The sequence below is a fragment of the Flavobacterium sp. SM2513 genome (assembly GCF_050908145.1).
Classification (GTDB): domain Bacteria; phylum Bacteroidota; class Bacteroidia; order Flavobacteriales; family Flavobacteriaceae; genus Flavobacterium.
The window spans coordinates 773,548-795,707 of the sequence record NZ_CP194228.1; the positions used below are offsets into that span (position 1 = coordinate 773,548).

The following is a 22,160-nucleotide window of genomic DNA, read 5'->3' on the forward strand; positions in this document are numbered from 1 at the left end:
TAATGGCTCTCAATAAAAGCCTCAGAGACGAAGAAAAAGAACGGATTAGTGCCATTCTAAAAAAACTAAACGAGTTGATTTACGTCCCTGATTTTGGAAAAGAATCGGTTGATGAAGAGTTGAAGAATTTGGGGTTAAACATAGATACTTTGCTTCAATTTTCAGGTAAGGAATTAATTCAACACCTTGAAAAGTTGCATTTTGATTGGGAAAGCTTGGAGCAATTTGCCGATTATTTAGTTCTTCTTGGCAAGAAAATAGATGTTGGAAAAGCTAATTTGATAGAAAAAGCATTGTTGATTTACAATTACATTCAGAGTGAAAGTAAAGTGTTTTCGTTTGGGATTTTCAGTAAAATCGGACAGGTCAAAGGAAAATTATAAGTTAGAAAGAAAAACACGATTGATAAAAATGGATTCATTTCACATTGATTATTTGAAAATAATAGATGCAAGTCAATTGTTTTCATTTTTAGTTGATAATAATGAGCGATTAAAGAAATATTTTCCTGTTACAATTTCCTGTAATTCTAGTTTAGAAAAAACAGTAGAATATATCGGAATTAAGAATAAAGAAATTCAAGAAAAGGCAAATTTTACTTGTGCAATAAGAAATAAAGAAACAAATCAAATTTGTGGTTTAGTCATTATAAAAAAGATTGATTGGAATAAAAAGCAAGGAGAATTGGCCTATTGTATAGGTTCGGAATTTGAATCTAAAGGTTTGACTTCATTTGCAGTTAGTGAAATGTCAAAATTTGCCATGGAGGAATTAAAATTAAAAACGCTACAAATTATTGCACATAAATCAAATATAGGAAGTTGTAAAGTAGCAGTGAAAAATGGATTTATTTGGCAACGAACGCTGCTAAATGAATTTACACCTATAAATGAATTACCTCTAAACATGGAGTTATACGAATTAAGTAATGAAAAATAAATTTTATACCTACATACAGAACCTCCAAGACCAAATTGTCGCAGGACTCGAAGCCATTGACGGTCAAGCAAAGTTTAGGGAAGACCTTTGGGAACGACCAGAAGGTGGTGGCGGACGAACACGAGTAATTGAAAATGGAAGCGTCATTGAAAAAGGGGGTGTAAATATTTCTGCTGTTCACGGAAAGTTGCCCGATTCCATGCAAAAGTTATTCAATGTAGGAGAAGCTGATTTTTTTGCTTGTGGATTGAGTTTGGTTATTCATCCAAAAAGTCCGATGGTTCCTACAGTTCATGCCAATTGGCGTTATTTTGAAATGTACGATGATAACGGCAATGTAATCAATTCCTGGTTTGGTGGTGGACAAGATTTAACACCTTATTATTTGTTTGAAGAAGATGCGACTCATTTTCATCAAACTTGTAAAACCGCTTGTGATAAACACAATCTAGAATTCTATCCCAAATACAAAAAGCAATGCGATGCTTATTTCTGGAATGCACACCGATTTGAAGCACGAGGAATTGGCGGACTTTTCTTTGATTATTGTAAAGAAACCGAAGACATGAAAATGGAAGATTGGTTCCACTTTGTTTCTGAAGTGGGCAATAGTTTCCTTGAAGCCTATGTTCCAATTGTAGAAAAAAGAAAAGATTTACCGTATACTTCTGAACAAAAAACGTGGCAAGAAATTCGTCGCGGTCGTTATGTAGAATTTAATTTGGTGCACGACAAAGGAACTTTATTTGGACTCAAAACCAATGGTAGAATCGAGAGTATATTGATGAGTTTGCCACCGCACGTTCAGTGGGTTTACGACCATCATCCCGAAAAAGGAAGTGAAGAAGAAAAATTAATTCAAGTATTAGAAAATCCGATTGATTGGATATAAGCTATATCAAAACTTCGCTTTGCGCCTTTGCGTCTTTGCGAGAAAAACCTATAAATTTATGTTCCCATTACACAGAGGTCGTCGTTTAAGAGTAAACGAATCCATCAGAAGTTTAGTTCGCGAAACAAGTTTGAGTCCAAGCGACTTTATGTTTCCGATGTTTATTGCTGAAGGCGAAAATTATAAAACGGAAATTTCTTCAATGCCCGGCATTTTCCGTCGTTCAATAGATTTGACTGTAATTGAAGTGAAAGAACTTTTTGAACTCGGAATTCGTGCCATAAATATTTACGTAAAAGTCAGCGAAGATTTAAAGGATAACACCGGAAAAGAAGCTTGGAACGACAATGGTTTGATGCAAGAATCCATTCGTGCCATCAAAAAAGCCTGTCCCGAAATGATTATCATGCCCGACGTTGCTCTTGACCCCTACTCCATTTACGGTCACGATGGAATCATTGCAAACGGTGCTATTGCAAACGATGAAACCAATGCAGCACTTGTGAAAATGGCCGTTTCTCATGCTCAAGCTGGAGCCGATTTTGTGGCACCAAGTGACATGATGGACGGTCGCGTTTTACGGTTACGTCAAGGTTTGGACGAAGCTGGATTTCCAAACGTGGGAATTATGAGTTATTCGGCGAAATATGCTTCTGCATTTTACGGCCCCTTTCGCGATGCTTTGGATTCCGCTCCTGTCGATAATCAAGAAATTCCGGAAGACAAGAAGACATACCAAATGGATTATGCCAACCGTATTGAAGCGATTAAAGAAGCCGTTTGGGATGTAGAAGAAGGTGCCGATATGGTAATGGTAAAACCAGGATTGGCGTATCTTGACATTGTTCGCGAAGTGAAAAATGCCGTGAATGTGCCGGTAACCGTTTTTCACGTTTCTGGTGAATATGCAATGGTAAAAGCCGCTGCCGAAAGAGGCTGGCTCGACCACGACAAGATTATGATGGAACAATTGATGTGCATCAAAAGAGCGGGTGCGAGTTTAATTTCGACTTATTTTGCAAAAGAAGCTGCCATCCTTTTAAATAAAAAATAATGAAGTACAGTTTACTACTTATCGTTTTTATTTCAAATTTTGCCATGGCTCAAAATGCAACTATGGACGCTTTTTTAGAAAAATGGAACAACTCCAAAAACTATTTATTGGAAGTTGCTCAAGCAATGCCAGAAGAATTTTACGACTATAAACCTACCGAACGTGAAATGACTTTTAGTCAGCAATTGCTGCATATTAAAGAAAATATGGACTGGTTGAGCACCACCTATTTCACTGACCAAGACTACAAGAAAATGAAGGTTGACAAGAACTATTCAAAGGAAGAAACCATTGCTTTATTAGAAAAATCTTTTGATTCGGTGTTTGAAATTATCAAGAATTCCGACCCGAAATTATTGGATTCGAAAATGGAATTCTTTGCTGGACCGAAGTCTAAAATTCAAATTTTAAACTTACTTCAAGACCATGTCACCCATCACCGCGGACAACTTTTGGTCTATCTAAATTTGAATGACGTCAAACCACCAAAATATGTGGGTTGGTAAAACTCCTTATATAAAATGCACACCATTTACATCAAAACTCCTCTTGGAACTGCCGAAATTACCGGTGATGTAAACGGTGTTTCTGCAATTACTGTTTTAGATATTGAAAAAGAATTATCTACAGAAATTCCAGAATATTTAAAGCTTTGTGTTTCTGAACTTCAAGAATATTTCGATTCAGAACGAACCGAGTTCACATTTAAATTACAACCACAAGGAACCGCTTTTCAGCAAAAAGTGTGGCAAGAATTGGCAAAAATTCCTTTTGGAAAAACCATTTCTTACATGGATTTGGCTAAGAAATTGGGCGATATAAAAGCGATTCGAGCCGTGGCTTCCGCCAATGGTAAAAATCCGTTGTGGATTGTGGTTCCTTGTCATCGCGTCATTGCAACAGACGGTTCGCTCACGGGTTATGCTGGTGGTTTGTGGCGAAAAAAGTGGTTGTTAGAACACGAAATTCCTTCTATCCAACATACTTTATTTTAACGCTTTTTTCCCGAACCCTTCGAGGGTTTTGAACCCTCGAAGGGCTTTTTATACCTAAATTTTTAAGAATTTCAGTTTTTTGACGCCCGTCAAACCACTTGGACGACTCCCGAAGTAGTTTTTGAGGTGACAAACCACTTGGTTTCGTTCCCACAAGTTTTTTCTGACAATCAAACCACTTTGATAGCTTCCCACAAGTTTTTTCTGGCAATCAAACCACTTTGCTTCCTTCCTACATCTTTTTTTTGACAATCAAACTACTTTGCTTGCTTCCTACAAACTTTTTCTGACAATCAAACCTCTTTGACGACCTGCTTTTTTTATAAATTAATGTTTTTTGTACAAAATCGGGTTCATACGTGACTCTTTAGCCCCGATTATCTCATCGGTTAATGATTTGAATTCGATGAATGCAAAGCATTTGTAGTGGAAATCCTCCCGAAGTCATTGCGAGGCACGAAGCAATCTCGGGAGATTGCAACGGATAGCGGGAAAACGGCCTGGTGAAAAAGCCCAAGCCATTCGCTCCTAAAAATTAAAAAAATAATGTACATTCGTAGTCATCCAAAAACAAAATGTATGCGTTTTCTTAAAAAATTTCTAATCTGGTTGGCAGGTATCCTGCTTTTACTTGTTGTTTTGATGTATGTTTTTAATGTTGACTATTTGCTAAAAGCGGTTCGGACGATTTATCTTAACGGACATACAACAGCATTTCTTGAAGATTATCAATATTTTGACAATCGAGAAATTGAGGATGGTGTTGCTCAACCTTGGCCTATTTCTAAGGAATATAACGCCGTGAAACCTACCGATTCATTGGAGAAAATGCACAAGCAAATAGGAACTGTTGCTTTCTTGATTATTAAAAACGACAGCATCTGGAACGAAAGTTATTATGATAATTATACAAAAGACTCTAAATCTAACTCTTTTTCTATGGCCAAAAGTATTGTTTCGGCGGCTTTGGGAAAGGCAATTATGGAAGGTAAAATAACGGATTTAGACCAGCTTGTTTCCGATTATTTTCCTGAGTTCAAAGAAGGTTTATCGGCCAGGATGACGGTTGGCGATTTATCTTCAATGTCCTCTGGACTAAATTGGGACGAGAGCTATTATAGCCCATTTTCAGTAACGACACGTGCGTATTTTGACACAGATTTGAACGCGGTAATTCTAGGTTTAAAAGGCGTTAGCAAGCCGGGAACTGCTTATAAATATTTGAGCGGAAACACCCAATTGTTGGCCATGTGTATTGAAAAAGCGACTAAAACAAATCTTGCGGCGTATGTTTCTGAATCTTTTTGGAAACCCATGGGTGCCAAAAACGAAGCGCTTTGGCAAACCGATGATAAAGATGGAATTGTAAAAGCGTACTGCTGCGTGGCAAGTAATGCCAGAGATTTTGCACGTTTTGGAAAATTATACGAACAAAACGGAAAGTGGAACGGAAAGCAGGTTTTAGACAGTTCATTTGTGGCGAAATCTACTCAACCTCGTTTCGCAGATTCTCCAGAATACGGCTATGGATGGTGGTTGAGCGATTACATGGGTAAAAAGATTTTTTATATGCGAGGTCACTTAGGTCAATACGTGATTGTGATTCCCGAAGATGATCTGATTATTGTTAGACTGGGACATCAGAACGCTCCAACGACAAATGGAACACCACACAGCGACGACTTTTACCTCTACATTGACGAAACATATAAAATGCTTGAAATGTAATTGTTCTTTTAAAACAACGAACTTATAAAAAATTTAGTAATAATGTATTACATTTGAAATCGTGTATTTTAATAAAATTTTGTTCATAAATGGTTCATTTTAAAACAGTAATTCTTGTATTTTTCTTTTTTACAATATCGGTTAGTCATGCTCAATTGAGCTTTTGTGGCGGAAGTACAGGTGATGCCATCTTTACTGAAACTTTTGGCAACGGCACTGCCTTTGGGCCTCCTCTCGCTCCCGGACTTACTACATATCCATTTGTTAACGGAGCACCAAATGACGGTTTTTATACTGTAAATTACTTAACTAATTTATATTCCTCTTGGCACAACTCTCCAGACCACAGCCCTGATGTTACTGATGGGCCAAACGGAAAATGCCTCATTGTAAATGCCAATAATAATGTGTCAGGAGAATTCTATAAACGCTCCGTGACGGGATTATGCGTCAATACTACTTTTGAATTTTCGGCATGGCTGATGAATGTTTATAACCCCAATTCAAACGTTTGTACCAATAATCAAATACCAATTAACGTTCGTTTTGAAATTTGGAATGAAACAGAAACCGTCCTTTTAAGTTCTGGAAATACAGGTAACATTCTTGGTTCAACGTCACCTTTATGGCAACAATTTGCTTTAGTTTTTACCACTTCGAATGAAACTTCAGTAGTGTTGATTATGAAAAATAACGGTGTTGGAGGCTGTGGAAATGATTTAGCCATAGATGATATTGCCTTTAAATCTTGTGGAGATTTAACCACTGTTTCAAATCCGAGTTTTCCAACAAACAATTTTTCAACCTGCGATACTTCAGCTACAGTATCACTTGATGCATCTACAAGCGGAAGTTCAACCTATTTTTACCAATGGCAATCAAGCATTGATAACATCAATTGGACAAATATTGCTGGAGCAAATAATCCCACATTTACAACTCCTGGAGTACCCGTGACCTCCTATTTTAGGACTAAAATAGCACAAGATTTGGCCAATATTGACTCCGCTTTTTGCTCTACAGTTTCAAATGTTTTTACGGTAGAAATTTCAAACGGCTTGCCTCCAGCTATAAGTAATGGCAACGAAAACAGTTGCAGTAATGAACCGATTCCTTCACTTTCAGTAACTACTGATTCGGCAAATACCGTGAGTTGGTTTGACCAACCTACAGGCGGAAATTTATTACTTGCCAATTCTAGCACTTTTACCCCAACATCTGCTGGAACTTATTATGCGGAAGTATATAACACTACAAGCGAATGTTTTGGCACAAGTAGAACGGCAGTAACTTTGGCAATTGCTCAAGTACCAACTGCAACTTTTACGGGAAACATAAACCCTTGTTCAGGCGAAGAAATCATTATAGATTTACAATCTGATACCGCTGGAACTACTTTTTCATGGACAGTTATTGATAATGATGTAAATGGAGCTTCTGCTGGATCAGGAAATTCTATCGTACAAACATTAACCACAAATGGCACTTCTGGAAGTGTAACTTATGTTGTAACTCCCTCATTTAATGGCTGTACTGGTAATCCAATTAATATTGTAATAAGTATTTTGCCTACTCAAATACCACTCATTCAGGACGGCCAACTTTGTATTTTAGGCTCAGGTATTTTCGGAATTCCACCTTATGTTTTAAGAACTGAATTGAGTAGTGCCAGCCATACGTTTGAATGGTTTTATAATGGAAATCCAATTCCAAACGCATCAGGAAATACTTTTTCAGCAAATCAAATTGGTGAGTACGGTGTAATTGTAACCGATATTAATTCCGGATGCGTTTCTGATTTTGTAACTGCAACAGTTAGTGCAATTCCAAAAGCTGAAAGTTTGACAATCACGCAATCGCAAGATTTTAGTTCAAATTCTTTTATTACAATAGATGTTACTGGAGGTCAACCGCCATTTTTATATCAAATTAATGATTTTGGATTTCAAACTTCAAATACATTTAGCAATTTAAGCCCAGGAGTTTATGAAATTGAAGTTACCGATAGTTTCAATTGTTCCAACTTGAAATCCATTATTACAATTATTAATTTTCCAAAATATTTCACTCCAAATGGCGATGGTTATAACGATACATGGACCGTTTTAAATCTCGATGCCAATGCTAGAATTCGAATTTTTGATCGTTATGGAAAATTTATTGTCGAAATAAACTCACAAAGTCAAAGTTGGGACGGAACATTTAACGGCCAACAATTACCAGCTGATGATTATTGGTTTACCGTAAATTATAATTTCAATGGAATAACACACGAATACAAAAATCACTTTTCGTTGAAGAGATAATTTTTTTATTGTGTTGTTTATTTGAATGTGAAATTAATTATCTTTAACTCAGTTAATGCCATAAGATAAAATCCATTTAAAATAGTCCAAATGATAGATAAAATCAACCTTGCCAACATCCTCTTTTTAGACATCGAAACCGTTCCTGAAACAGACGATTATACTTCGCTAGATGATGAAATGAAAAGTTTGTGGGAACACAAAACGCAATATCAACGAAAAGAAGAAGTTTCGGGCGAAGACTTTTACGACCGAGCGGGAATCTGGGCGGAATTTGGTAAAATCGTTTGTATTTCAGTGGGCTATTTTACTATCAAAAGCGACATTCGGCATTTCAGGGTGACTTCTTTTTTTGGCGAAGAATCTAAAATACTGCACGATTTTAGCAACCTCATCAACAATCATTTCAATTTACCGCAACATGTTTTGTGTGGACATAATTCTAAAGAATTCGATTTGCCCTTTATCGCAAGACGAATGATTATCAACCAAATCAAACTTCCTGAAAAGCTGAATCTCTTTGGCAAAAAACCTTGGGAAGTCCCTCATTTAGATACGTTGGAGTTGTGGAAATTTGGTGATTACAAACATTTCACTTCCCTAAAATTATTGACAAAAGTCTTGGGAATTCCTTCTCCAAAAGACGATATCGACGGAAGTCAAGTCGGACACGTTTATTATGTTGAAAAAGACATCGACCGAATTGTAACCTATTGCGAAAAAGATACGATTGCCGTAGCACAGATATTTCTGCGTTTGCGACGCGAAGATTTATTGGTAGACGATGAAATAATACACATATAAAATTCCTATTTTTACGCAATGAGCAAACCGTTGTTGAAAATAGAAAACCTAGAAATTTCTTTTCAGAAAGAGAAAGTCTTTGCACCCGTAATTCACAAAATCAGTTACGAATTATTTCCCAACGAAATTCTCGGAATCGTAGGTGAATCAGGTTCGGGGAAATCGGTTTCTTCCTTGGCAATTATGGGTTTGCTTCCAAAAAATATCTCAAAGATTTCCAACGGTTCTATTGTTTTAGATGGCGAAAATATTACACATTTCGACACCAAATCGTTCCGAAAAATCCGTGGAAAGCAAATCGCAATGATTTTCCAAGAACCCATGAGTTCGTTAAATCCCTCAATGAAATGTGGTGCTCAAGTGGCTGAAATGCTCGAACAACACACTAAATTATCGAAGAAAGAAATTTCTGCGGAAGTACTATCTTTATTTGAAAAAGTAAAATTACCGGAACCCGAAGTAATTTTCAATAAATACCCACACGAAATCTCGGGTGGACAAAAGCAGCGTGTGATGATTGCAATGGCGATTGCCTGCAAACCACAAATCTTAATTGCCGACGAACCTACAACGGCTTTAGATGTTACGGTTCAGAAAGAAATCATTTTGTTGTTGAAAGAGATTCAGCAGGAAAATCAGATGAGTATTATTTTTATTTCGCATGATTTGGCTTTGGTTTCTGAAATTGCAAATAGGGTTTTAGTGATGTACAAAGGCGAAATTGTGGAACAAGGAACCGTAGAAACGATTTTCAAAAATCCGAAACATATTTATACGCAAGCCTTAATTAATTCGCGTCCTTCATTGGATACAAGACTCAAACGCTTACCCACAATTCAAGATTTCCTGCAAGAAAATGTTTCGACAGAAATTGTGACTTCTGCTGAACGAGAAGCATTTCATAACGATTTATATGCGAAAGAACCACTTTTGGAAGTCAAGAATGTAGAGAAAGAATACCTTTCATCGGCTGGAATTTTCGGAAAGAAAAGTAGTTTTAAAGCGGTAAATGATGTTAGTTTCAAACTTTACGAAGGCGAAACATTGGGATTGGTAGGCGAATCCGGTTGTGGGAAATCAACTTTGGGAAACGCCATTTTGCAATTGGACAAAGCTACGGCAGGAACAATTTTATACCGTGGACAAGACATTACAAAATTAGAAGGAAACGATTTACGAAAACTGCGTCGTGAAATTCAGATTATTTTTCAAGACCCCTATTCCTCTTTGAATCCAAGAATTCCGGTGGGAAAAGCGATTATGGAGCCCATGCAAGTACATAAATTATATAAATCTGACAAAGAATGTAAAGCTAAAACGATTGAAATTTTAGAACGTGTCGGACTTGGTGAAGATCATTTCAATCGATACCCTCATGAATTTTCAGGCGGCCAAAGGCAACGTATTGGTATTGCAAGAACAATTGCTTTACAGCCTAAATTAATAGTCTGTGACGAATCGGTTTCGGCATTGGATATTTCAGTTCAAGCTCAAGTTTTGAATTTGTTGAATGAGTTGAAAGAGAATTTTGGATTTACTTATATTTTTATTTCGCACGATTTGGCTGTGGTAAAATACATGAGTGACCAAGTTTTAGTGATGAACAAAGGCAAAATTGAAGAAATTGATGACGCTGATGAAATTTATGCGAACCCAAAAACGGAATATACGAAGAAGTTGATTGCAGCGATTCCGGTGAAAGGGTAGAATTCTCGCAAAGGCGCGAAGTCGCAAAGTTTAATAAATTATGATACAATAAATAAAAAAGCCCTGATTTCTCAAGGCTTCATCATATGTTTTCAAATCAAATTTAATCAATCACCATTTCAGGAATATCTCCGTCAATAATTAATTCTGCTTCTGTGGAAGCGATAATATGTTCTACTGAAACTCCTGGAGCACGTTCTAATAACTTAAAGCCTTTTGGGGTAACTTCTAAAACAGCCAATTCAGTCACTACTTTTTTCACGCAACCAACACCTGTTAAAGGCAATGTACAACGTTTTAGAATTTTAGATTCTCCGGCTTTATTGACGTGCATCATGGCAACGATAATATTTTCAGCGGAAGCTACTAAATCCATCGCTCCACCCATTCCTTTTACCATCTTTCCTGGAATTTTCCAGTTGGCGATATCTCCATTTTCCGCAACTTCCATGGCTCCAAGAATAGTTAAATCTACTTTTTGGGAACGAATCATTCCAAAACTAAAAGCAGAATCAAAGAAAGAAGCCCCCGGTAAAGTGGTAATCGTTTGTTTTCCTGCATTGATAATATCAGCGTCTTCTTCTCCTTCAAAAGGAAAAGGTCCCATCCCTAGAACGCCATTTTCACTTTGAAATTCTACAGAAATATCAGTACGAACATAATTTGCAACTAAGGTCGGAATTCCGATTCCTAGGTTAACGTAAAATTTATCTTGTACTTCTTTCGCAATACGTTTTGCAATTTGGTTTTTTGTAAGCATATATTTGATGATTTGAAAATTTGATGATTTGAAAATTAGGACTTCTTGGAAGACGAGATAATTTTCGAAACAATCAAATTTATAGTTTTTAATTTTTGAAATATTTGTTCTGTAGGATTAGGATAAAAAGGAGATTGCAAACAAAGTTCTAACCAATATTGGAGCTCATCACCCTCTTTTGCAGAAATTTTAAATTTGTGAATGAAATCAGCTTTACTTTCTGCGTTTTGGGCTTCTCGAATATTCGCACCTATTGATGTTCCGCTCCTGAAAATTTGCGAGGCCATTTCAAAACGATTTTTTTTCTAATTTCTTCAGAAAAAGCGATAATTTCTAAAGCAAACTCGAATGTCAATTTTACAATTAGATTTTCTTTATCATCTCTCATCTTCAAATTTTCAAATTAGACTTTTTGTCTAACCGTACGTTGTTCAATTCTTTTTTCAAATTTTTCTCCTTGAAAAATGCGTTGCACCATGATTCCTGGAATGTGAATTTCATTTGGGTCTAAAACTCCTGGAGCTACTAATTCTTCAACTTCAGCAATGGTGATTTTTGCAGCACCTGCCATATTTGCATTGAAATTTCGAGCGGTTCCTTTGAAAATTAAGTTTCCAGCTTCGTCGCCTTTCCATGCTTTTACAATAGCGAAATCGGCTTTGAAAGCTTCTTCTAAGATGTGCATTTTTCCGTTGTATTCTCGTGATTCTTTTCCTTCGGCTACTTCAGTTCCGTAACCTGCTGGAGTATAAAATGCGGGAATTCCGGCTTGAGCTGCACGGCATTTTTCGGCTAATGTTCCTTGAGGTGTTAATTCTACGTCTAATTCTCCAGAAAGCATTTGGCGTTCAAATTCCGCGTTTTCTCCTACATAGGACGAAATCATTTTTTTGATTTGTTTTTTTTGCAATAATAATCCCAAACCAAAATCATCGACACCTGCATTGTTAGATATACAAGTTAACTCTTGAACATTTTTAGTTACTAGTTCGGCAATTGCGTTTTCTGGAATTCCTGAAAGTCCGAAACCTCCAAGCATTATGGTCATTCCGTCTTCAATCCCTTGAAGTGCTTCTTGAACGTTGTTTACTTTTTTATTAATCATAACTGGTTAAATTTTTAAAAATAAAATGATGTTAAATCCTTGAACCCCTAGCCCAGATAGAAACGGCATCCTTTTTTTAATTTCCTCGGACTTAAGTCCGAGGAAATTAAAAAAAGATATAGTGGATAGCTGGAAATAGCTCCGAAAAAAATTACAAATCGAATTCGTCTGTATCTTGTTCTGGGTCTATTGCAGTTGAATCTTTAACTTTCGGAACCCAACAATCGACTTTTATAGCCAAATTCGCAGGTCGTTTAAAAGCTTCTTTTGAAACCGTTAGCGTTTTATCGGCATAACATTTTTTCATATACATTCCGAAAATAGGCAATGCCATCGTGGCTCCTTGACCAAAAGTAATACTTTTAAAATGTGCAGAACGGTCTTCGTTTCCGACCCAAACACCAGTCACTAAATTGGGAACCATTCCCATAAACCAACCATCTGACTGGTTTTGAGTAGTTCCTGTTTTACCAGCAATTGGATTTGTCAAAGCATAAGGATAGCCGGTCACACGGTTGTATCCGTAACCACCACCTTGCGTTCTCAAACGACCTCCAGAACCAATTTCAGTGACACCTTCAAGTAACTTGACTACTGCATACGCGATGTCTTTGTTCAAAACATCGTGTGATTCAGGCATAGTTTGGTACAGAATATTTCCGTTTTTATCTTCGATTTTAGTAATTACTTCCGGCTTGATGTAAATTCCTTGATTGGCAAATGTTGCATAAGCGGCAACCATATCATGAACCGTGATTTCTACAGCACCTAAAGCGATGGAAGGTTGAGCAGGAATCTCCGATTTTACACCAAGTTTCTTGGTCAATTCAATTACAGCTTCGGGTCCAACACGGTCAATTAATTTTGCCGAAACGGTATTAATGGAAAGTGCCAATGCTTTTTTCAATGTTACCATTCCGCGGTATTCGCTACTTGAATTTCTTGGCGTCCATGATTCTGTAACGTGATGACGTCCCTTTGGAATTGTGTAAGGTGCGTCAATTATTGAGTCGCAGGGCGAATAACCTTGTTGCTCGATTGCCGTTGCATAGACAAAAGGCTTGAATGTAGAGCCAACTTGTCTCGCGCCTTGATTTACGTGGTCGTATTGGAAATATTTGTAATTAATTCCGCCTACCCATGCTTTTACGTATCCTGTTTCTGGGTCCATTGACATGACTCCACTTTGCAAGAAATGTTTGTAATATCTTATGGAATCATTAGGAGTCATGATAGTATCGCGTTCTCCTTTCCAAGAAAAAACACGCATCTTGGTTTTTACAGCAAATGATTTTATGATGTCGGCTTCGTCTTTTCCTTCAGCTTTCATAATTCTAAAACGTTCCGAATTTTTTCGGGCACGATTCATCAAGCTTTCTGTTTCTTGTTCAGAAATTTTAATGAATGGAGCGTTTTTATTATTTTTAGATTGGTCGAAAAATTCTTCTTGCAAATTTGCCATATGGGCATAAACTGCTTCTTCCGCATATTGCTGCATGCGAGAATCAATAGTGGTGTAGATTTTTAAACCGTCTCGGTAAATGTCGTAATCACTTCCGTCTGGTTTTTTATTGTCGCGAACCCATCCTTTCATAAATTCACGCAAATATTCTCTGAAATAAGTTGCAATTCCTTCTTTGTGCGTTTGCAATCTAAAATCTAAAGTAATTGGGAGTTGGCTCAATTTCTCTCTTTGAACCTCGGTAATAATTTCTGCTTTTTCCATCTGCTGAAGCACGACATTACGGCGGTTTTTTACTCCTTGAGCATTCCTTGTTGGATTGTATAAGGATGAATTTTTAAACATTCCAACCAACATTGCTGATTCTTCAATGGTTAAATCCTTCGGCAGTTTATTAAAATATGTTTTTGCTGCTGAACGAATTCCTACTGCATAATTATTAAAATCATACACGTTAAAATACATGGCAATGATTTCATTTTTTGTGTACTGTCTCTCTAAACGAATCGCAATAATCCATTCTTTTACTTTTTGAAATAATCGCATAACAATATTTCTAGAGCCTTCACCATGAAACAATTGTTTGGCTAACTGTTGTGATAAGGTACTTGCTCCACCACTCGTTCCTAAACTAGTTGCAGCACGTAATGTTCCTCGAGCATCAATTCCTGAATGTTCATAAAAACGAGCGTCTTCAGTAGCTACCAAAGCATCTACTAAGTGTTTCGGTAACTCATCGTATGTAATTGAACTTCTATTTTCGTTATAAAATTTACCAATTGTTTCTCCATCTGAAGAAATGATTTCGGTTGCTAAATTAGACTCTGGGTTTTCTAAATCATTGAAAGAAGGCATGTGACCTAAAAGTCCCCACGAAGCCAAAAGAAAAACCAGAAAAATACTTCCGATACCGATGGCGAAAATTTGCCAAAACCTTTTTATGTAAAGCGAAAAACCAGCATTAGCTGACCTATTGTTTTTTTTGATTGCCATACTATTCTATTGTTTCAATTCTAAAACCTACTTCTGTAATTCCTTCTAAAGCTTGAATTCCTTCTATTTTTCCAGTTTGCCGAACGGCTTGCTGGATTTTTACTTTGTAATCGCCAATGGTATCGAATCTCAAATTTTCTTTGTAAAACAATTTACTTTCCTTAATATCAGAAAAACCTTCTCCTAAAAGCGAGCCGTCAGGATTGGTCATTTGGTATTGCAAAGTATCTACCTTTGTCAATCCTCCTGGTCGTTCCATGACAACAATCACATACAAATTATTGAATTGATAGGCTTGATTGGCCCGTAAATTTACAAACAAATTATAGAGCGTTGTTGTGTCTTCTTGCTTAAAATCAAATTCGACAATACTGTCTTTTACCCAAGCATCTCCAACAGATTTATAATCGTCAAATACACGCTTTTTGTCACAAGAAATGAGACAAAAAACCATTAATAAAACTAAAAAACTACTCTTTAGTGTCATTTTTTTTATTCGGAATTATTCGGTTATCAGGTTTTGGTTCGTTCGGATTTCTTTCTGTCGGTTTTTTATTCCCCGAAGGTTTATTGTTCTTTTTCGGACGGTTATTTGGCTTTTTATCTGTTACTAGTCGTTCTTGTTTTTCAGATCCTGGCTGTTTTGCTTTCGGCTGAATTGCAAGTGGTTTCGAGTTCGGATTTGCTGAATTATTCGGCTTTATGATATTTGAACCCGCTGGTTTATTTGCTACAATTGCATTTTCAGTTGGTTTTTTCTTTTTAGTGGGTCTTTTTTTCTTTTTTGGTTGGTCAAAGCGAGTCAAACTTTCTTGTCCCATGGCATTATTGAAATCTTTTTCAGGAACTGGAGCGTCCTCAATGGAGAAGTCCTCAAGTGAAGAAACTTTGTTTTTTAGCTTATTTTCAGCAACGATTTCTCTTACTTGCTCGATTTTCAACACGTGCCAATTGGAGAAATTATCTGTGTAAGCAAACCACATTAAGCCTTTAAAAATATCTTGTTTTTGGCAAATTGCATCACCTTTATCCGTATATAAACGTGTTTCAAAATCAGGAAAATCTTTCAATGCGTCCATATAAGTATCCAACTCGTAGTTCAAACAACATTTCAACTTACCGCATTGGCCGGCTAATTTTTGTGGATTTAACGACAGTTGTTGGTAACGTGCCGCTGAAGTATTCACACTTCTAAAATCCGTTAACCAGGTAGAACAACATAATTCACGTCCACAAGAACCAATTCCTCCCAAACGAGCGGCTTCTTGACGGAAACCAACTTGTTTCATTTCGATTCGAGTACTGAATTCCTTAGCAAAATCTTTAATTAATGCACGGAAATCAATTCGGTCGTTTGCCGTATAATAAAACGTTGCTTTGGAAGCATCCCCTTGAAATTCAATGTCAGAAATTTTCATTTCCAGCTTTTGAGCAATCGCTAATTCACGAGCACGGACTTTCATCGGTTCTTCCCGTTCTCTCGCTGCAGCCCAAATATCAATGTCTTTTTGAGATGCTTTTCGATAGATTTTAGCGATTTCCTTACTTTCATGATTCACCCCTTTTTTCTTCATCTGAATCCGAACTAGTTCGCCTGTTAAGGTAATGATTCCGATATCGTGTCCGGGTGAAGCTTCTGTAGCAACAATGTCGCCCATGCTTAAAGTAAGATTCTCGGTGTTTCTGTAAAACTCTTTTCTACCGTTTTTAAATCGGATTTCGGCACAATCAAATGGTTTTTCTCCGTTAGGTAAACTCATGTTAGAAAGCCAATCAAAAACTGTCAATTTATTGCAACTATCTGTGCCGCAATTTCCTTTATTTCCGCAGCCTGCTGGTGCACCACCATCAGACGTTGAACAACTTGTACAAGCCATAATTTTATATAGAATGTTATCTAGGATAACTTAAAATTCGTAAATATATTTGGAGGTAAAGATAGGAAATTTTAAGTTGATGTTGCAAAGGGGATTTTCAAGAGGTTAATCTAAAATAAACAAACCCATTTCAACACTATGAAATGGGTTTACAGGCAGGGATGTAAAGCCTTTATTAATTCAGAATCTTATACAATTTATCCGAAAGCCGCACTCTAAAAGGCACTTCAAAAGTAACTTTATCGCCTACTTTTGCTATTGAAGCTTCAGCTCCGTCGACCCTCATTTTTTCGAGAATTAATTCTTCGTTGCCGGTAGTTGGTCCTGCAATAAGTATTTTGTCGCCAACGGTTAAGTCGTGGTTTTCGAGAACAAAAAGGGCCACTTTCGCTTTGACATAATAATGGGTGGCATGTGCCAATAAAACTTTTTTGACTTTTACTTTCTGACGAATGTCTTTCTTTGGTGCAACTGCCGCTAAAGGCTTGTCTGAAAGTTCTCCTGAATGTTTGAATCTTAAATTCTCCGATTTTCCTTTGCGAAACACTTTATTTCCAACGTCTTTTCCAGTACGCAATTTTACTTGTTCGGCTAGTGGCAAATGTATGGTTTCTAAACAAGTAGTAGAACAGCAGTTTTCCATTAAGGCTTGGCATTCATCGCATTGAATAAACAATAAATGACAGCCGTCATTGGCACAATTAGTATGGTTGTCGCATGGTTTTCCGCATTGATGGCATTGCGAAACGATATCGTCTGTGATTCTTTCGCCTAAGCGATTATCAAACACAAAATTCTTTCCGATGAATTTGCTTTCCAAACCTTCTTCTTGAATTTGCTTGGCATAATTAATAATTCCACCTTCCAGTTGGTATACGTTTTTAAACCCTTGGTGCTTGTAGTAAGCCGATGCTTTTTCGCAACGGATTCCGCCAGTACAATACATTACTAGGTTTTTATTTTCTTTGAACTCTTTGAGTTGTTCGTTGATGATGGGCAATGATTCTCTGAACGTTTCTACATCTGGGGTAATGGCATTTTTGAAATGACCTACTTCACTTTCGTAGTGGTTTCTAAAATCGACAACAATGGTATTGGGGTCGTCCAAGATGGCATTGAATTCTTTTGCTTTTAAGTGAATTCCTTTTTTGGTCACGTCAAAAGTGGCGTCGTTCAATCCGTCGGCTACAATTTTGTCGCGAACTTTTATGGTGAGTTTCAAGAAGGAATGGTCGTCTTGGTCTACGGCTACGTTGAGGCGAATGCCTTGCATGAAGTTGTAAGCTTCTAGTGTTTCGCGAAAAGCTTCGACGTTTTCGGCAGGAATACTCATTTGAGCGTTAATTCCTTCATTGGCAACGTAAATTCGACCTAAAGCATCGAGTGCGTTCCAGGCAATGAATAATTCGTCACGGAATTTTTTTGGGTCTTCAATTTTTGCGTACTGATAGAAAGACAACGTAAGGCGTTGTTTGCCAGCTTCGTCAATGAGCTGGGCTCTTTCATCGGCACTTAAGGTGTTGTACAGTTGCATGCTATAAACTTTTTAAGTCGAGAAATTATTTTCGGTGCAAAAATAGGGAATATTATTGTGGTTATAAAATGACAATTGTCAGGTGGCGGGAAAAATGTAAATGAGTTATGATGGAATATTGGAAGGGTACGAAGTGGTGAGGTTTCTTAGATCTGGAAAATTTTCAGTAAAAGTTTTTTTTAATTTATACAGTTTGTGTTATATTATCTACAATATTTTCCAATATATTTGTATACTTCACCTTCTCCAAGTTCTCCCCCTTTACTCCAATCTGAACAGGCTCCATCAACATCATTTAGGTTATACTTTGAAATCCCTCTTAATAAAAACGGCGAGCTAAACATAGGTTTTTGACCGATTTCTTTATCAAAATCCTGAATAGCTCCTCTGTCATCATTTAATAATTGCTTACATTCTCCACGTTCTAAATATGAAAACAATAAATCACTATCAGTTCTTTTTTCCAAAGTTAAAATATCAATTGCGTGGCTGTAATCTGAAATTGATTTTAAATAATTTTTATTATGCTCTTTTTCAAACTATGCTCTATTCATATAATCTTTTGAATTTTCACAATCTGCTTCAATTGCTTAATTAAAAAGCCCTTCTGCAGATGCAAAATCATTTTGAAAGAATTTGTTACTCGCTTCTTTACTTAATTTATTCGATTTTTCATACTGCAATTGTTTATCTCTTTCTAATTTTTCGGAGTCGTTGTTACAAGATGCTCAATTTAAAAGTAGTAAGCTTAAAATAATAATATGTATTTTTTTCATTTTGAAACTTTTAGTTTTTATATATAGCGTACGTTCTTGTAGATAGCTGAGAATATTTATTCATTTTCAAATATATAAATATTTACAAACAATTACTTCTTATGAATTAAAAACCAAGCAAATAATCTCATCAATCACCCTTTTAACATCATCGATGAAGCAAATAGCCTCGTCGGTGAAGCTTTTTGCCTCATCGACGAGGCTATTTGCGTGGTCGATGAGGCTTTTTGTCTGGTCGATGAGGCTTCTAAGGTGATTGATGACGCTAAAAGCGTGGTTTAGAAACTCTTCGCTGGAAACATAACCCCTTAATAAATAGAACAATAGATATAATAAAACCAAAAACCCCTGAAGCGTTCACTTCAGGGGTTTATTGTATACAAAACGGTTGTAAATTACTTCTTCACAATCAAGAACTCACTACGTCTGTTCATAGCATGTTCTTCTTCCGTACAAGCTTCTTTACAGTCTACTTTAGGCTCGCTTTCTCCGTATCCTTTTCCAGTAATTCTGGCTTTATCAATACCTTTCGAGATTACATACTGAACCGTTGCTTTCGCACGTCTGTCTGATAAATCCATGTTGTATTTATCAGTACCTCTGTTATCCGTGTGGGCTTTTGCCATGATAACAAGGTTCTCATTGGCTTTCATCACTTGAACTAATTTATCCAATTCAAATGCTCCTTCAGCCGTGATGTTCGCTTTGTTGAATTCAAAGAAAATTTCTTTCAAAATAACTTCCTTTTCGGTTACAATCACATCTATTGGGTTCAATGCTGCACTAACTTTCAATTTACCACCATTAGTCGCAGCTATTGAGAATACACCGCTTTCATAACCATCCTTTGCTGCTTGAATGCTGTAAGGAATCATACAATCTACAGGAAACATAATCTCTCCGTTAGCAGATGTTGTTTGCGTTTCCAATACGTTTTTCTTTGCATCTAAGATAGCCACTCTCGCATTTGATAATAGTGCTCCTGTTTTTGCATCAGTAACCACAATCATCGCTTCTACGCCACATACCGGGTTTGCCCAATACATATTGTCAACTCCTGTTCTGTTACTTGAAAAGAATCCTGCGTTTTTTGTTACGTTGAAACTAAATGCGAAGTCGTCTTTCTCACTGTTCACTGGTTTTCCAACGTTCTCTATTTGGTTATTCGTTTTCAAATCTACCATGTAAACGTCTAATCCTCCTAGTCCGATGTGACCATTTGATGAGAAGTACAATACATTATCATCCGTGATTTGTGGAAATTGTTCTTTCCCCTCAGTATTGATTTTAGTTCCCATGTTCTCTGGTTTACCATATGTTCCGTCGCTGTTTACTGCTACTTTCCAAATGTCTGTTTCTCCTACTGAACCGGGCATGTTTGAACTAAAGTACAAGGTCTTTCCATCTTTACTCAAACTCGGACTACTGTTAGAATAGTCTTTGTTGTTGAATGGTAACGATTTTACATTACCCCAAGTATTGCCTTCTTTGGTTGCTTTGTATAAAAATACTTGTCCAAATTTAGTGTTCAACTTTTTGTCTTTCTCGTATTCTTTTTCTCCGTGTGAATCTCTTGAGAAGTACATCGTGTTTCCGTCATTGCTAATGGTTGCTGGTCCGTCGTGCCATTTGGTGTTTAGTTCGGCTACTTCTTCGGGTTTGCTGAAGGTTTTATCCTCATTCCATGTCGATTTGTAGATGTCTAAATACGGCTCGTCGTTCCATCCGTCGGTACGTTTGCTTTTGTTTCTTGAAGAGGTGAAATATAACGTGTTGTCATTTGTCAACATCGCTCCAAAGTCACTTCCTTCGCTGTTAATCTCTAATGCTTTTACGTTGAATGCTTTTTGTTTGTTCAACAATTTCGGCAAGTAGTTCGGATTTTGGTTGAAGTCTTTGGCTCTATGGTCGCTTGGTGCTTTTTTTGCAAAAGCGGCCATTTGCTTGTTGGCTTCTTCGTATTTACCCGTGGCTTTTAGCATTTGTGCATAGCGAAAGTAGGTTTCTGCCTCTTGTGGGCTTTTCACTACCATCGCATACCATTTGGCTGCTTCTTCGGGGTTGTACATGTTGTAATAAGCGTCTGCCAATTGTTTGTAGATGTACGGGTCTTTCTGACCTTTGTCTACTAACTTTAGGTATTCCTTTGCCGCGTCTACATACTCAAATTGTTGGAAGAGTTTGTCCGCGCTTTCGGTTTTCTTATTTTGTGCGTTTAAGGTTGTAGTGCTTACTAACACACAGCTTAATAGAATATAGAGTCTTTTCATTATGTGAGTGCTTTTATGTTAGAAAAATCGTGGTGAACGTGAAACTTTTTTCGGGAAGTTTACATCAAATAACACGATAATCTCGTGTGAAGAGGGTGCAACTGTTTTGATTTCCGAAACAATATGGTCATAAGCATATCCGATTCTCAGACTTGGTGTAATAGCAAAGTTTACCATTCCTCCAAAACTGTCGTCTACACGGTAGGTTCCACCTATTTCAAATTTCTCGTTGAATAAAAAGTTTGCTGATACATCCAATGAGCTTGGTGAGTTGAATGCTGATTTCAACATCGCAAAGGGTTTGAATTTCAAGTTGGGTGTTAAGTCAAACACATATCCCCCTGTTAGGAAATAGTGCTGGGTTTCTGTTCCGTATTTCACACCGTTATAATCTAAATAGTTTGCTTTTATCATGTTGGGTACAGATAAGGCTACATAGTATTTATCGGTATAGTAAAAAAGACCGGTTCCTAAGTTGAAATAGGTGTTACTCGTGTCTTCGCTAAATCCTCCGTCGCTTGGAACGGGAAGTGTAGAGGAGATTTCACTAAATAAACCGATTTTCTGGAACGTAGCTCCGGCTTTAAGTCCTAAAGCTAGTTTGTGTTCGCCTCCTAGATTTAATGTATAGGAGAAATCTCCGTATACGTTTTGTTCTTTTACTGGTCCTATTTCATCAGCGATAACTGAGAGTCCAATTCCGACATTCTTACCTGCTGGTGTATGTCCGGAAAAGGTAAAGGTGGATGGGGCTCCTTCGATGTCAACCCATTGTTTGCGGTACAAAAGTCCAAAAGAAAGGTTTTCCTTTGATCCTGCATAAGCCGGGTTAATCACGTTCATATTATACATGTACTGGGTATAATGTGGGTCTTGTTGGGCATTAGCCTCAAATAATGTGACTACGGCAATTAGTACGGCTACGTATATTTTATTCATATCCTTGTGTTATTTTATT

19 protein-coding genes and 1 pseudogene are annotated in these 22,160 nt (G+C 37.0%); 10 read left to right on the forward strand and 10 right to left on the reverse strand.

Translation table 11 applies throughout. The annotated features are described in order from the left end of the window. Positions 1 to 2 precede the first annotated feature (2 nt). From ACQ5J2_RS03020 to ACQ5J2_RS03065, 10 genes are all read left to right on the forward strand, one after another. A complete protein-coding gene (locus ACQ5J2_RS03020; protein WP_432672204.1) occupies positions 3 to 383 on the forward strand; it encodes a hypothetical protein in 381 nt (126 codons plus the stop codon). Between the two features lie 28 nt (positions 384 to 411). Further along, positions 412 to 939, forward strand: a complete 528-nt coding sequence (locus ACQ5J2_RS03025) for a GNAT family N-acetyltransferase (RefSeq protein ID WP_432672205.1) — start codon at positions 412 to 414, stop codon at positions 937 to 939. Next, positions 929 to 1,831: an oxygen-dependent coproporphyrinogen oxidase gene (hemF, locus tag ACQ5J2_RS03030; RefSeq protein ID WP_432672206.1), complete on the forward strand. Its 903-nt coding sequence runs from the start codon at positions 929 to 931 to the stop codon at positions 1,829 to 1,831. The genes ACQ5J2_RS03025 and hemF overlap by 11 nt, the downstream gene beginning before the upstream one ends. 58 nt (positions 1,832 to 1,889) lie before the next feature. Next, complete coding sequence (gene hemB, locus ACQ5J2_RS03035) at positions 1,890 to 2,885, forward strand: porphobilinogen synthase (protein WP_432672207.1); 996 nt, start codon at positions 1,890 to 1,892, stop codon at positions 2,883 to 2,885. After that, on the forward strand, positions 2,885 to 3,391 hold the full coding sequence (locus ACQ5J2_RS03040; protein ID WP_432672208.1) for a DinB family protein: 507 nt from the start codon (positions 2,885 to 2,887) through the stop codon (positions 3,389 to 3,391). Before hemB ends, ACQ5J2_RS03040 begins: the two co-directional genes overlap by 1 nt. A 15-nt stretch (positions 3,392 to 3,406) precedes the next feature. Continuing rightward, positions 3,407 to 3,880: a methylated-DNA--[protein]-cysteine S-methyltransferase gene (locus ACQ5J2_RS03045; protein ID WP_432672209.1), complete on the forward strand. Its 474-nt coding sequence runs from the start codon at positions 3,407 to 3,409 to the stop codon at positions 3,878 to 3,880. A gap of 579 nt (positions 3,881 to 4,459) precedes the next feature. Beyond that, a complete protein-coding gene (locus tag ACQ5J2_RS03050; RefSeq protein ID WP_432672210.1) occupies positions 4,460 to 5,608 on the forward strand; it encodes a serine hydrolase domain-containing protein in 1,149 nt (382 codons plus the stop codon). Between the two features lie 89 nt (positions 5,609 to 5,697). Continuing rightward, positions 5,698 to 7,914, forward strand: coding sequence for a T9SS type B sorting domain-containing protein (locus tag ACQ5J2_RS03055; RefSeq protein WP_432672212.1), 2,217 nt, complete (start codon positions 5,698 to 5,700; stop codon positions 7,912 to 7,914). Positions 7,915 to 8,004: 90 nt separating this feature from the next. Then, positions 8,005 to 8,718 (forward strand): 3'-5' exonuclease, encoded by a 714-nt coding sequence (locus tag ACQ5J2_RS03060; protein WP_432672214.1) that lies wholly within the window; start codon positions 8,005 to 8,007, stop codon positions 8,716 to 8,718. An 18-nt stretch (positions 8,719 to 8,736) separates the two neighbouring features. After that, positions 8,737 to 10,425 carry an ABC transporter ATP-binding protein gene (locus ACQ5J2_RS03065; protein ID WP_432672216.1) on the forward strand — a complete coding sequence of 563 codons (1,689 nt, stop codon included), beginning with the start codon at positions 8,737 to 8,739 and terminating at the stop codon, positions 10,423 to 10,425. Positions 10,426 to 10,528: 103 nt separating this feature from the next. On the opposite strand, the gene ACQ5J2_RS03070 is transcribed toward ACQ5J2_RS03065, so the two are convergent. The 10 genes and pseudogenes from ACQ5J2_RS03070 to ACQ5J2_RS03115 all read right to left on the reverse strand — a co-directional run bounded on the left by ACQ5J2_RS03070 (position 10,529) and on the right by ACQ5J2_RS03115 (position 22,141). Continuing rightward, entirely contained in the window at positions 10,529 to 11,185 is a 657-nt protein-coding gene (locus tag ACQ5J2_RS03070) for a 3-oxoacid CoA-transferase subunit B (protein WP_432672217.1), read from the reverse strand. A 35-nt stretch (positions 11,186 to 11,220) separates the two neighbouring features. Then, positions 11,221 to 11,573 (reverse strand): annotated as a pseudogene (locus ACQ5J2_RS03075) (four helix bundle protein). A 15-nt stretch (positions 11,574 to 11,588) separates the two neighbouring features. Next, positions 11,589 to 12,290 carry a CoA transferase subunit A gene (locus tag ACQ5J2_RS03080; protein WP_432672219.1) on the reverse strand — a complete coding sequence of 234 codons (702 nt, stop codon included), beginning with the start codon at positions 12,288 to 12,290 and terminating at the stop codon, positions 11,589 to 11,591. Between the two features lie 151 nt (positions 12,291 to 12,441). Then, complete coding sequence (locus ACQ5J2_RS03085; protein WP_432672221.1) at positions 12,442 to 14,745, reverse strand: penicillin-binding protein 1A; 2,304 nt, start codon at positions 14,743 to 14,745, stop codon at positions 12,442 to 12,444. Position 14,746: 1 nt separating this feature from the next. Further along, on the reverse strand, positions 14,747 to 15,232 hold the full coding sequence (locus tag ACQ5J2_RS03090; protein WP_432672222.1) for a gliding motility lipoprotein GldH: 486 nt from the start codon (positions 15,230 to 15,232) through the stop codon (positions 14,747 to 14,749). Beyond that, entirely contained in the window at positions 15,216 to 16,622 is a 1,407-nt protein-coding gene (locus ACQ5J2_RS03095) for a PSP1 domain-containing protein (protein WP_432672223.1), read from the reverse strand. The genes ACQ5J2_RS03090 and ACQ5J2_RS03095 overlap by 17 nt, the downstream gene beginning before the upstream one ends. Positions 16,623 to 16,797: 175 nt before the next feature. After that, the gene (locus ACQ5J2_RS03100) at positions 16,798 to 18,156 is read right to left on the reverse strand and encodes a rhodanese-related sulfurtransferase (protein WP_432672225.1); all 1,359 of its coding nucleotides are present in this window, start codon (positions 18,154 to 18,156) and stop codon (positions 16,798 to 16,800) included. Between the two features lie 203 nt (positions 18,157 to 18,359). Next, entirely contained in the window at positions 18,360 to 18,623 is a 264-nt protein-coding gene (locus ACQ5J2_RS03105; RefSeq protein WP_432672227.1) for a hypothetical protein, read from the reverse strand. 704 nt (positions 18,624 to 19,327) lie between these two features. Next, positions 19,328 to 21,202, reverse strand: a complete 1,875-nt coding sequence (locus ACQ5J2_RS03110) for an OmpA family protein (protein WP_432672228.1) — start codon at positions 21,200 to 21,202, stop codon at positions 19,328 to 19,330. Positions 21,203 to 21,220: 18 nt separating this feature from the next. Next, a complete protein-coding gene (locus tag ACQ5J2_RS03115) occupies positions 21,221 to 22,141 on the reverse strand; it encodes a PorP/SprF family type IX secretion system membrane protein (protein ID WP_432672229.1) in 921 nt (306 codons plus the stop codon). Positions 22,142 to 22,160: the final 19 nt, after the last annotated feature.

Coding starts and splice junctions, on each gene's coding strand:
- hemF (WP_432672206.1), top strand. CDS start 929: ATGAAAAATAAATTTTATACCTACATACAGAACCTCCAAGACCAAATT.
- ACQ5J2_RS03060 (WP_432672214.1), top strand. CDS start 8,005: ATGATAGATAAAATCAACCTTGCCAACATCCTCTTTTTAGACATCGAA.
- ACQ5J2_RS03080 (WP_432672219.1), bottom strand. CDS start 12,290: ATGATTAATAAAAAAGTAAACAACGTTCAAGAAGCACTTCAAGGGATT.
- ACQ5J2_RS03110 (WP_432672228.1), bottom strand. CDS start 21,202: ATGAAAAGACTCTATATTCTATTAAGCTGTGTGTTAGTAAGCACTACA.
- ACQ5J2_RS03095 (WP_432672223.1), bottom strand. CDS start 16,622: ATGGCTTGTACAAGTTGTTCAACGTCTGATGGTGGTGCACCAGCAGGC.
- ACQ5J2_RS03070 (WP_432672217.1), bottom strand. CDS start 11,185: ATGCTTACAAAAAACCAAATTGCAAAACGTATTGCGAAAGAAGTACAA.
- ACQ5J2_RS03085 (WP_432672221.1), bottom strand. CDS start 14,745: ATGGCAATCAAAAAAAACAATAGGTCAGCTAATGCTGGTTTTTCGCTT.
- ACQ5J2_RS03025 (WP_432672205.1), top strand. CDS start 412: ATGGATTCATTTCACATTGATTATTTGAAAATAATAGATGCAAGTCAA.
- ACQ5J2_RS03020 (WP_432672204.1), top strand. CDS start 3: ATGGCTCTCAATAAAAGCCTCAGAGACGAAGAAAAAGAACGGATTAGT.
- ACQ5J2_RS03055 (WP_432672212.1), top strand. CDS start 5,698: ATGGTTCATTTTAAAACAGTAATTCTTGTATTTTTCTTTTTTACAATA.
- ACQ5J2_RS03065 (WP_432672216.1), top strand. CDS start 8,737: ATGAGCAAACCGTTGTTGAAAATAGAAAACCTAGAAATTTCTTTTCAG.
- ACQ5J2_RS03045 (WP_432672209.1), top strand. CDS start 3,407: ATGCACACCATTTACATCAAAACTCCTCTTGGAACTGCCGAAATTACC.
- ACQ5J2_RS03115 (WP_432672229.1), bottom strand. CDS start 22,141: ATGAATAAAATATACGTAGCCGTACTAATTGCCGTAGTCACATTATTT.
- ACQ5J2_RS03040 (WP_432672208.1), top strand. CDS start 2,885: ATGAAGTACAGTTTACTACTTATCGTTTTTATTTCAAATTTTGCCATG.
- ACQ5J2_RS03100 (WP_432672225.1), bottom strand. CDS start 18,156: ATGCAACTGTACAACACCTTAAGTGCCGATGAAAGAGCCCAGCTCATT.
- ACQ5J2_RS03050 (WP_432672210.1), top strand. CDS start 4,460: ATGCGTTTTCTTAAAAAATTTCTAATCTGGTTGGCAGGTATCCTGCTT.
- ACQ5J2_RS03090 (WP_432672222.1), bottom strand. CDS start 15,232: ATGACACTAAAGAGTAGTTTTTTAGTTTTATTAATGGTTTTTTGTCTC.
- hemB (WP_432672207.1), top strand. CDS start 1,890: ATGTTCCCATTACACAGAGGTCGTCGTTTAAGAGTAAACGAATCCATC.